Annotated in this window: 10 protein-coding genes; 1 reads left to right on the top strand and 9 read right to left on the bottom strand. The window is 57.7% G+C overall.

Annotated features, from left to right (window positions below; translation table 11 throughout):
* Nucleotides 1-131: 131 nt before the first annotated feature.
* The 6 genes from msrQ to ALO43_RS26760 all read right to left on the bottom strand — a co-directional run bounded on the left by msrQ (nt 132) and on the right by ALO43_RS26760 (nt 6,122).
* The gene (gene msrQ / locus ALO43_RS26785) at nt 132-764 is read right to left on the bottom strand and encodes a protein-methionine-sulfoxide reductase heme-binding subunit MsrQ (RefSeq protein WP_024690402.1); all 633 of its coding nucleotides are present in this window, start codon (nt 762-764) and stop codon (nt 132-134) included.
* Complete coding sequence (gene msrP / locus ALO43_RS26780) at nt 764-1,777, bottom strand: protein-methionine-sulfoxide reductase catalytic subunit MsrP (protein ID WP_005895798.1); 1,014 nt, start codon at nt 1,775-1,777, stop codon at nt 764-766. Before msrP ends, msrQ begins: the two co-directional genes overlap by 1 nt.
* Before the next feature lie 70 nt (nt 1,778-1,847).
* Complete coding sequence (pssA, locus tag ALO43_RS26775; protein ID WP_005895796.1) at nt 1,848-2,693, bottom strand: CDP-diacylglycerol--serine O-phosphatidyltransferase; 846 nt, start codon at nt 2,691-2,693, stop codon at nt 1,848-1,850.
* 146 nt (nt 2,694-2,839) lie between these two features.
* The gene (gene ilvC, locus ALO43_RS26770) at nt 2,840-3,856 is read right to left on the bottom strand and encodes a ketol-acid reductoisomerase (RefSeq protein ID WP_005895790.1); all 1,017 of its coding nucleotides are present in this window, start codon (nt 3,854-3,856) and stop codon (nt 2,840-2,842) included.
* 47 nt (nt 3,857-3,903) lie between these two features.
* Nucleotides 3,904-4,395: an acetolactate synthase small subunit gene (gene ilvN, locus ALO43_RS26765; protein WP_005895788.1), complete on the bottom strand. Its 492-nt coding sequence runs from the start codon at nt 4,393-4,395 to the stop codon at nt 3,904-3,906.
* Nucleotides 4,396-4,397: 2 nt separating this feature from the next.
* Nucleotides 4,398-6,122, bottom strand: a complete 1,725-nt coding sequence (locus ALO43_RS26760) for an acetolactate synthase 3 large subunit (RefSeq protein ID WP_005895786.1) — start codon at nt 6,120-6,122, stop codon at nt 4,398-4,400.
* A 398-nt stretch (nt 6,123-6,520) separates the two neighbouring features.
* Here ALO43_RS26760 and ALO43_RS26755 point away from each other — a divergent pair, with 398 nt between their 5' ends.
* Nucleotides 6,521-6,937: a DUF4124 domain-containing protein gene (locus tag ALO43_RS26755; protein WP_054998413.1), complete on the top strand. Its 417-nt coding sequence runs from the start codon at nt 6,521-6,523 to the stop codon at nt 6,935-6,937.
* 10 nt (nt 6,938-6,947) lie between these two features.
* Here the strand turns inward: ALO43_RS26755 and ALO43_RS26750 are convergent, their stop codons facing one another.
* Genes ALO43_RS26750 through mrcB form a run of 3 tightly spaced genes read right to left on the bottom strand, consistent with a single transcriptional unit; the run spans nt 6,948 to nt 10,368 of the window.
* Nucleotides 6,948-7,277: a YqcC family protein gene (locus tag ALO43_RS26750; RefSeq protein ID WP_005895782.1), complete on the bottom strand. Its 330-nt coding sequence runs from the start codon at nt 7,275-7,277 to the stop codon at nt 6,948-6,950.
* Nucleotides 7,277-7,990, bottom strand: a complete 714-nt coding sequence (locus ALO43_RS26745; protein WP_005895781.1) for a tetratricopeptide repeat protein — start codon at nt 7,988-7,990, stop codon at nt 7,277-7,279. Before ALO43_RS26745 ends, ALO43_RS26750 begins: the two co-directional genes overlap by 1 nt.
* A gap of 56 nt (nt 7,991-8,046) precedes the next feature.
* Nucleotides 8,047-10,368 carry a penicillin-binding protein 1B gene (mrcB, locus tag ALO43_RS26740; RefSeq protein ID WP_005895779.1) on the bottom strand — a complete coding sequence of 774 codons (2,322 nt, stop codon included), beginning with the start codon at nt 10,366-10,368 and terminating at the stop codon, nt 8,047-8,049.
* Between the last annotated feature and the right edge of the window lie 45 nt (nt 10,369-10,413).

Raw genomic sequence — 10,413 nt, 5'->3', positions numbered from 1 at the left:
ATCACTGCAGACTCGACCTCCTCCCTCGCTGACTCTTCACTCCAAAGCCTTGTAACCTATTGATCTACAAGGCTTTTTCGTTTCCGTCTGCGCCGGAAGTGGGGCGAATTATAGACAGATCACAGAGGGCGTCAACCGTTATTTTGAACTTTGTGCGAACGGCCCTTTGCTGGCCCGCCAATACGGGGGATATGCCGAGCAATCACAGGAATCCTCAACAGCAGCAACACCGCCCCTATACCTGCATACAAGGCCCACTCTTTAAGATCAGCCCTGACAATCCAGAACATATGCAGCAAACCCAGCCCCAGAATCACATAGATGAGCCGGTGCAGCTTTTTCCAGCGACTGCCCAGGCGGCGTTGACTGTAACGATTGGAGGTCACTGCCAACACCAGTAAACACAGAAACGCCAGTGCGCCGACAATAATATAAGGTCGCTTGACCAGCTCGACGCCCAACTGCCCCCAGTCCAGCCCCAGCACAAACAGTGCGTACATCGCCATGTGCAGCACCACATAGGCAAAGCACCACAACCCCAGCTGGCGACGCACCACAACCCAGCCCGGCCAGCCGGTAAGACGCTGCAACGGCGTCATCGACATTGTGATCAGCAACATGATCAATGTTGCCAGGCCTAAGTTCTCGACGAGGGCTTTGCCCGGATCAGGCCCCAAGGCGAAAATCCAGGCCTGATAAACCCACCACACGGGCGCAATACAGGCAGCAATAAAGACCGCCAGACGAAAAAACGGATATCGCATCAATAGTCCTTCCGCAAATCCATGCCTGCATACAAGGAAGCAACCTCCTCCGCATAACCGTTGAACATTTGCGTATCGCGCACGTTAGGGCTGAACAGCCCGCTCGGCAGGCGTCGCTCGCGAGCTTGTGTCCAGCGCGGATGATCGACAGTCGGGTTGACGTTGGCGTAGAAGCCATATTCATTGGCCGCAATACTTTGCCAGGTGGTCTTGGGCTGCTCGCTGACCAGACTGATTCGTACGATGGACTTCACACTTTTAAAACCATATTTCCACGGCACCACCAAACGCAGCGGCGCGCCATTCTGGTTAGGCAGCTCACGTCCGTACATACCCACTGCCAGAATCGCCAACGGGTTCATTGCCTCGTCCAGACGCAGCCCTTCTACATAAGGCCAGTCGATCAAAGCAAAGTCTGAGCGCTGACCCGGCATTGACTTGGGGTCCTCCAGCGTTTCGAAGCGAATGTATTTGGCTTTGGACGTTGGCTCCACCTGCTTGAGCAGCTCAGAGATCGGGAACCCCATCCACGGAATAACCATCGACCAGGCCTCTACACAGCGCAGCCGATAGATCCGCTCTTCCAGTTGATAGGGCTTCATGAAGTCTTCAAGCGCATAGCGCCCCGGCTTGCCGACTTCGCCATCGATCACAACGCTCCACGGCTCGGTCTGCAACGAACCGGCGTTCTTGGCAGGATCACCTTTATCAGTGCCGAACTCGTAGAAGTTGTTGTAGTGAGTCGCGTCCTTGAAAGGCGTGATCGCTTCGTCCTTGACGTTGACTGCCTGCCATTTGGTAGCAGGCAGCTTGTCGGCAAACCACCCCGGAGCCTTGCCCGCCTCCACATCGGCGTAACGGGAGGCGTCAGCTGCACCGGCCCATCGCGGCAATGCCGTGACAGCCAGACCGGCCAGCGAACTGGCAAGCAGCGTGCGCCGGGAAAGGTAGATGGATTCAGGCGTGACGTCCGACTCTTTCGAGTCGGACGCAGAAGGAAGCTTGATTAGCATGATGACTCCGCAGGCCAAAGGAACTGATGCATCAATAGACTACGGAGTATGGTGGAAATCAGATCATTGGCTAGGCCTTACGGCGATGCAATAGATACTGAATCGGTCCGGACAACGCATAAGCGAGGAATATCAGCAGCAGAATGCGCGGTGGATCACTGAACACCACCGCAAACACCAGCACAACGGCCAGAATTGCTACAAAAGGCACGCGCCCTTTCAGGTCCAGCTCCTTGAAGCTGTTGTACTTGATGTTGCTGACCATCAGCATACCGGCTGCAGCGACCAGCAAGGCCACCAGAAACGACAGCTTGGAGCCTTGAATGCCGAAATCGCTGAATGCCCAGACGGTGCCTGCCACAACACCTGCCGCAGCAGGGCTGGCCAGACCGATGAAGTAACGTTTGTCAGCCTTGCCGACCTGGGTATTGAAGCGCGCCAGTCGCAATGCAGCACCCGCCACATAGATGAAGGCCACCATCCAGCCGACCTTGCCCATGTCACCCAATGCCCAGCCAAACGCCAGCAGCGCCGGGGCGACACCGAAGGCGACCATGTCGGACAGGGAATCGTATTCGGCGCCGAATGCGCTCTGGGTATTGGTCATGCGTGCAACACGACCATCCAGGCCATCGAGCACCATAGCAACGAAGATCGCAATCGCCGCGAATGCGAAATACTTGCTCGCACCGGCGGTATCACCTGCACTCATCGCGCTTTGTGCGCTCATGGAGCTGATGATGGAATAGAAGCCAGCGAACAGATTCGCAGTGGTAAACAGGTTAGGCAGCAGGTAGATACCGCGATGCCGGACTTGCCGGCCTTCGGCGTCATGCCCTTCTTCTACATGCTCATCGATCGGTAGCAGACTTTCAGCGTCAGAGGCCTTGATGGGCTCTTCAGGACGTTCGCTCATGGAGATTACCTTGCAGCGGTATGAAAAGGTTCGACACAGGTCTGCGGCGAGGGTTCGCCAGCAAACAATTGCAGCTTTATACCAGAGCCTGACCCATAACGAAAAAACGCGACCGATTGGCCGCGTTTTTTTGTGAAGCTGAATGCTTAGTTCTTGTCTTTGTCGACGATCTTGTTCGCCGCAATCCAAGGCATCATCGAGCGCAGTTTTTCACCGATGACTTCGATACCGTGCTCAGCGTTGTTACGACGCTTGGCGGTCATCGAAGGGTAGCCTGTTGCACCTTCGGTAATGAACATCTTCGCGTATTCGCCGTCCTGGATGCGCTTCAGAGCGTTGCGCATGGCCTGACGGGATTCGGCGTTGATGACTTCAGGACCGGTCACGTACTCGCCGAACTCGGCGTTGTTGGAGATCGAGTAGTTCATGTTGGCGATACCGCCTTCGTACATAAGGTCAACGATCAGCTTCAGTTCGTGCAGGCATTCGAAGTAAGCCATTTCTGGCGCGTAACCCGCTTCAACCAGCGTTTCGAAACCGGCTTTGACCAGCTCGACAGTACCGCCGCACAGAACAGCCTGCTCGCCGAACAGGTCGGTTTCAGTCTCGTCCTTGAAAGTGGTTTCGATGATACCGGTACGGCCACCGCCAACGCCCGAAGCGTAGGACAAAGCAACGTTCTTGGCGTTGCCGGACGCATCCTGATAAACCGCGATCAGGTCAGGAATACCGCCGCCTTTGACGAATTCGGTACGCACAGTGTGGCCCGGAGCCTTCGGCGCGATCATGATCACGTCGAGGTCAGCGCGAGGCACGACCTGGTTGTAGTGAATGGCGAAGCCGTGGGAGAACGCCAGTGTTGCGCCCTTTTTCAGGTTCGGCTCGACTTCATTCTTGTACAGCTGGGACTGGAACTCGTCAGGGGTCAGGATCATGACCACGTCGGCAGCAGCAACGGCAGAAGCAACGTCAGTCACTTTCAAGCCATGAGCTTCAGCCTTGGCGACAGTGGCCGAACCTTTACGCAGGCCGACAGTGACGTCAACACCGGAGTCTTTCAGGTTGCACGCTTGAGCGTGGCCTTGCGAACCGTAGCCGATGATGGCGACTTTCTTGCCTTGGATGATCGAAAGGTCACAGTCTTTGTCGTAGAAAACTTTCATGGAAATCCCCTGTTATCTTGGCCGTTCAGGCCATTTGCTTAATTGAGTTAGATGCTCAGCACTTTGTCGCCACGGGCGATGCCCGTCACGCCACTGCGTACTGTTTCCAGGATGGCGGCAGTGCCGATGGCCTGAATGAAGCTGTCCAGTTTGTCGCTTGTGCCGCTCATCTGCACGGTATAGACGCTGGCAGTCACGTCGACGATCTGGCCACGGAAAATGTCCGTAGTCCGCTTGATCTCGGCACGCTGCGCGCCAGTGGCCTTCACCTTGACCAGCATCAGCTCGCGCTCGATATGAGCGCTTTCCGACAGGTCGACCAGCTTGACCACTTCAATGAGCTTGTTGAGGTTTTTGGTAATCTGCTCGATCACCTCATCGTGGCCCACGGTGGTCAGCGTCAGACGCGACAGGGTCGGGTCTTCGGTTGGCGCGACCGTCAGGCTTTCGATGTTGTAGTTGCGCTGGGAGAAAAGGCCCACTACACGAGACAGCGCACCCGGTTCGTTTTCCAGCAGCAGGGAAATGATATGGCGCATGATTATGTCCGCTCCGTCTTGCTCAACCACATATCGCGCATGGAGCCGTCCTTGATCTGCATCGGGTAGACGTGCTCGGTCACATCGACCTGAATGTCGAGGAACACCAACCGGTCAGTCATGGCAAACGCTTCTTCCATCTTCGGCTTCAAATCTTTCAAATCGGTGATGCGCATGCCTACATGGCCATACGCTTCGACCAGTTTGACGAAATCAGGCAGCGATTCCATGTAGGAATGCGAGTGACGCGCGCCGTAGCTCATGTCCTGCCACTGGCGAACCATGCCCAGTACACCGTTGTTGAGCAGGATGATCTTCACCGGCAAACCATATTGCAGACAGGTCGACAGCTCCTGAATGTTCATCTGAATACTGCCTTCGCCGGTCACACAGGCAACATGCTCGTCCGGAAAGCTCAGTTTCACGCCCATCGCAGCCGGGAAGCCGAAGCCCATGGTGCCCAGACCACCGGAGTTGATCCAGCGGTTCGGCTTGTTGAATCGGTAGTACTGCGCAGCAAACATCTGGTGCTGACCTACGTCAGACGTCACGTAGGCATCGCCCTTAGTGACTTCGCACAGTGTTTCGATAACTGCCTGCGGCTTGATGACCGTGCCATCGCCACGGTTGTACGGGAACAGATCGCCCGTCCCGCGCCACTCGTCAATCTGCTTCCACCACGCCTCGACCGATGCCTTGTCAGGTGTCTCGCCGATCTCCTTGAGGGTGGCGACCATTTCGGTCAGCACGCTTTCGACCGGACCGACGATAGGCACGTCGGCCTTGATGGTCTTGGAAATCGAAGCAGGATCGATGTCGATGTGGATGATCTTGGCATTGGGGCAGAACTTGCTCGCGCCGTTGATCACCCGGTCATCGAAGCGCGCACCGACAGCCAGAATAACGTCGGTGTGGTGCATCGCGAGGTTGGCCGTATAGCTGCCGTGCATGCCGAGCATGCCGACGAACTGACGATCAGTGCCTGGATAGCAACCCAGCCCCATCAGGGTATTGGTGACCGGCGCATTCAGCAGTTGAGCCAGCTCGGTCAATTGCGCCGAAGCATTGCCCATGATCACGCCGCCACCGGCATAGATGATAGGACGCTTGGCTGCCAGAAGCATCTCGACAGCCTTGCGGATCTGGCCAGAGTGACCACGAACCGCAGGGCTGTAGGAGCGCAGCTTGGCTTTCTTGGGAAAGACGTATTCGAACTTCTCGGCCGGGTTGGTCATGTCTTTGGGGATATCGACAACAACAGGACCAGGACGACCGGACTGCGCCAGATAGAAGGCCTTTTTCAGGATTTCCGGAATTTCCGACGGGTGCTTGATCATAAAGCTGTGCTTCACGATCGGCCGGGAGATACCGATCATGTCGGTCTCCTGGAACGCATCGGTGCCCACCAGCGTGCTGGCAACCTGACCGGACAGAACCACCATCGGAATGGAGTCCATGTAAGCAGTCGCGATGCCGGTAATAGCATTGGTGGCGCCAGGACCCGAAGTCACCAGTACCACACCCGCCTTGCCGGTAGCGCGCGCATAGCCGTCGGCCATGTGCGTGGCAGCCTGCTCGTGGCGAACAAGAATATGGCTCACCGCCGGTTCTTTGAACAGGGCATCGTAGACATGCAGGAGAGCACCACCCGGGTACCCATAGATATGCTCAACGCCTTCGTCACGCAAAAAACGGACGATCATTTCAGCGCCAGATAAAAGCTCCACGTTGTTCACCTCTAAAACGCCAGAATACCGCCCACTCCGGGACGGGTCTTAATAGGTTTACTGCCAGCAGAGCATGAGCGACGGTGGTCGCCGACTACGTCAGCACTGACTGAGCAAGTATTGGGATGTCCCTGAGTGTTGCGGAACATTCCCACCCAGCGCGAGGTAACGCGTTGCGGGTGTTACAGGTCGGCGCGGATGTGCGCCTCATGATCTACCGAGAGGGTCTGCTTCTGGCAGTCCTTCTACAGCGAACTTTGGATTGTTGTGATTCCCCCCCCTCAAGTCAAGTCATCCGTGCGCTTTCTTGACAGCAAGCCTGTGAATTCGCACCGTTTCGGACTGAAATGCACTGTTATGGTAGTTTTCTGCCTGCACAGACCACTCAAGGACTCGACATGCATTGGATGATTCTCGCTGCCGCACTGGCAATCGGCACGACCAGCCAGGCCGCTTCAATCTATAAATGGGTCGATGCTCAAGGCGTAACGCACTTCGATGCCCAACCGCCAACCGACCAGCAGGTGCAGGAAATATACGTGCAGACGCCACCGCCCGCAGTAGCGCCAGGCACGCCTTCGGACGACGGTGCAGCGCAGCAACGTGCGATTGACCAGAAAGTCAAAAATCAGGTGAAGGCTCAGGAAGCCCAGCGTGCACAGAGCTGCGAAACCCTGCGCACCAATCTCGCGCAGTTGCAGAACAATCCGCGAGTTCGCGAGCAGGTGGGCGGTGAGTCCAGGCGTCTTACCGAAGATAATCGCAAGACGCGCATAGCGGAAACAGAAAAGGCCATCAGCGAAATGTGCCGCTAGACAGCGTTGCTCAACGAGCGGCGGTGATCAACTGATCGAAGCGCGCCAGATGCTGCTGCAACGAGCGGGTCTGGCTCAAACAACCTGCGTAGGTCATTTCAGCCATCTCCAGAATGCCGGAAGCATTGGGCAGCGGCAGGTCGCGTTCGAGGATGACTTTCATCCGCGGCAAAAAGATCCACTGCAACCACTGCGCAAACTCGAGCGTGTCCACACAGAAAGGCTCCTGACTGGACAGCGCTTCTTCGCTGGGCGGCGTGACATCCCACCACCCCAGCGCTCGCAGTTCGCGCTCGATCAACAGCAACTGCTCGGCAACTTCAGGTAAACGCTGGTCCATCAGCGAGCCTTCTGACGCGCCAGCGCAGCACCGGCTGCATCACCCTGCTTCTCGCGAGACTGAGCAATCAGCCCCCACAGGCTGGCCTGAAGGCTGGCACGGCCATTGGCGTAAGTCAGGCCACGACGAGCCAGTTGCTCGGCCTGGGCAGCATCGCCCTGAGCCAGACGTACCTGCGCCAGACGATAAAGCACCTGAGGCTCGCGCGGTGCGACCCGCTGGGCGCGCTCGAGACTGGAAGATGCGCCGTTGAGATCGCCACTGCCCTGCTGTTGCTGAGCGGTGGTAAGCAAGGCCAGCACCGGCCCGTCAAGTTGCTCGTCCTCGGACAGACCGCCGCCACTGGACGGGATGCCAGTCGGTGCGGACGCAGCCGGCATGCTGTAACTGTTGTTCGCCGGAGCAGAGTTGATCGGCGCCTGATTGACCGGAGCGGCATCGGCAGGCGGCGTGTTGACACTGAAAGGTGCCTGACTGGCCGGGGCCGAAAAACTTTCACCAGCACCCGCGCCGCCTGCACCACCAGCACCCGGCACCATCACCACGACACCCGAATCCTGTGGCACGGCTTGCGGCTGCTGCTGAACCGGAGCGGTATTAGCCCGGTAAGCGCCATTGCGCGAAGCGGCGACGCGCTCGCTGTTGGACACCTTGGAGCTCGAGTCCACGACCGGAATCGAGCCACGTTCTACACTGGCGCAGCCGTTCAGCAAGGCCAGTGTCGTTAAAGCCGGAATCCACCATTTATTCACTTCAAAACCTCGATTGCCTAGTTCAACCAACCTTTGACCCAGTCCATCACCTCAGTGGCAGGTGCTGGAGCGCCGCCGCATGTTGCGCCCGGCTGGGGTTCACTGCCGCGAATATACGGCATCTGCACTGCATTCGGGCAGCTGGCGTCCGAACCCTGACCAGTCTGTGCATCGACCCATGCCTGAACCACGTTGTCCGGCATTGCCATGTCGAGCGGAAGCGGATTGGCCTTGCGCATGAAGCTGGTCCAGACCTGCAAGGCGCCGGTAGCCCCGGTAAACGGGGTCTTGCCGTTGTCGTCACGGCCCATCCACACCACAGCCAGCAGATCCTGGCTGAAACCGGCAAACCAGCTGTCGCGAGAGTCGTTACTGGTGCCGGTCTTGCCCGCCAGATTCAACGAACTCGGCAACACGTTGTAAACAGATTTACCCGTACCTTCGCGCATTACACGCTGCATCGCATTCTGCACCAGGTAAATCGCCCCCGGATCGAAACGCTGCTCGATCTTGAACGGATAACGCTTGAGCGGCTCGCCCTCAGCGGTCAGCACGCTGCGAATGCCGCGCATCGGCGTATTGAACCCGCCACTGGCAATGGTTTGATACATGGTGGCGACTTCCATAGGACTCAAGCCACCCGCCCCCAGCAACATCGACGGATACACAGGCCACTCGCGGGTCACGCCCAGTTTGGCCAGCGTTTTGAAAACGTTCGGGATACCCAGATCAAGGCCCAGCTTGGCAGTCGACAAGTTGTAGGAATGCGCCAGCCCCTGATACAGAAAGATGTTGCCGTGAGATTTGTGGTCGTAATTCTGCGGCTTCCAGATCTGACCGTCGGCGCCCTTGACCTGAAACAGCTCGTCAGCAATCCAGCTGGTCAGCGTGTACTGGCTCGGACGCTCCAATGCCGTCAGGTAAATAGCCGGTTTGACCAGCGAACCGATCGGCCGTACGGCGTCGATAGCACGGTTGAAACCCGAGAACCCGGCCTCGCGACCGCCGATCAGCGCTTGCACCTCACCGGTCTCCGGGTTGGTGACGACCATACCTGCCTGAACCTCATCCACACCCTTGCGCCCGGCGAGCTTCTTGAACGTGTCGTCCATGGCGGCCTGAGACTTCATCTGCAGGATCGGGTCGAAGCTGGTGAAGATTCGCAGCCCCTCTTCAGTCAAGTCTTCGTCGCGATAGTCTTCCCGCAACTGGCGCTTGACCAGATCCAGAAAAGCCGGGAACGAGCTGTCGGCAAGCGTGCCGGTCTTGGTCACACCCAGTGGCATTTTCTTGGCTGCGGCGACCACTTCCGGCGTCGCAACACCTTGCTGTTCGAACAGATCGAGCACCAGATTGCGTCGTTCAAGCGCTCGCTCCGGGTTGCGGCGCGGGTTGTAGAACGACGGCCCCTTGACCAGCCCGACCAGCATCGCGACCTGATGGATTTTCAGCTCGGACAGCGGCTGGCTGAAGAAATACTGACTGGCCAGACCAAAGCCGTGAACGGCTCGCTGACCGTCCTGACCGACAAATACTTCATTAAGATAGGCCTCGAGGATTTCCTGCTTGCTGTAATGAATCTCCAGCAGGATCGCCATCATGGCCTCGGTCAGCTTGCGGGTCAGGCTGCGCTCGTTGGTCAGGTAGAAGTTCTTGACCAACTGCTGGGTCAGCGTACTGCCGCCCTGACGCATCTGCCCCTGAGAACTGTTGACCCAGATAGCCCGAGCGATGGACTTGGGTGACACCCCAAAGTGGTGATAGAAGTCCCGGTCCTCGACCGCCACCAGCCCGTCGAGCAGATAAGGCGGTGCTTGATCAAGCTTGATCAGTATCCGGTCTTCGAGATTCTTCGGGTACAGGCCGCCGATCAGCAGCGGCTCAAGCCGCGCCACGGCCAGCTTGGCACCGTTGCCTGAAGAGAGGTCGGCCACGGAGTCGCCGGAAAAACGCACGCGTACCTGCTGAGCGACGTCGGTGCCTTCGTAGAACTGGAAGCCTCGGGTATTGAGGTCGACAGTATTGCCGTTGACCGCTGCTGCGCCAGGGCCATTGGCCACGCTTTCGCGGCGATAGCCCAGCGCATCAAGCTCAATGAGAAAGTCGTCGCGACTGAGCTTCTGCCCGACGAACAGCTCCAGCGGGCGTGCATAGACCTTGGCAGGAATGGTCCAGCGCTTGCCGGAAAACTTCTCCTGAACGATAGCATCAAGATAAATGGCCAGCCCGCCCAGCAGGACCAGGCCGACAATACCAAGCTTCAACGCCCAGCCCAGCCACTTGTGCAGGCTGCGGGGAGGTTGCTTTTTAGGGGAACGAGAGGTGCGGGATCGAGTCATGGGCGCGGATTATACGCACTTTGCCAAGGATCGACAGACGCCTGA

Origin of the sequence: Pseudomonas tremae, assembly GCF_001401155.1 — a bacterium.
Lineage (GTDB): Bacteria > Pseudomonadota > Gammaproteobacteria > Pseudomonadales > Pseudomonadaceae > Aquipseudomonas > Aquipseudomonas tremae.
The sequence above is the reverse complement of the archived record's forward strand: the minus strand, read 5'-3'. Positions and strand labels throughout refer to the sequence as shown.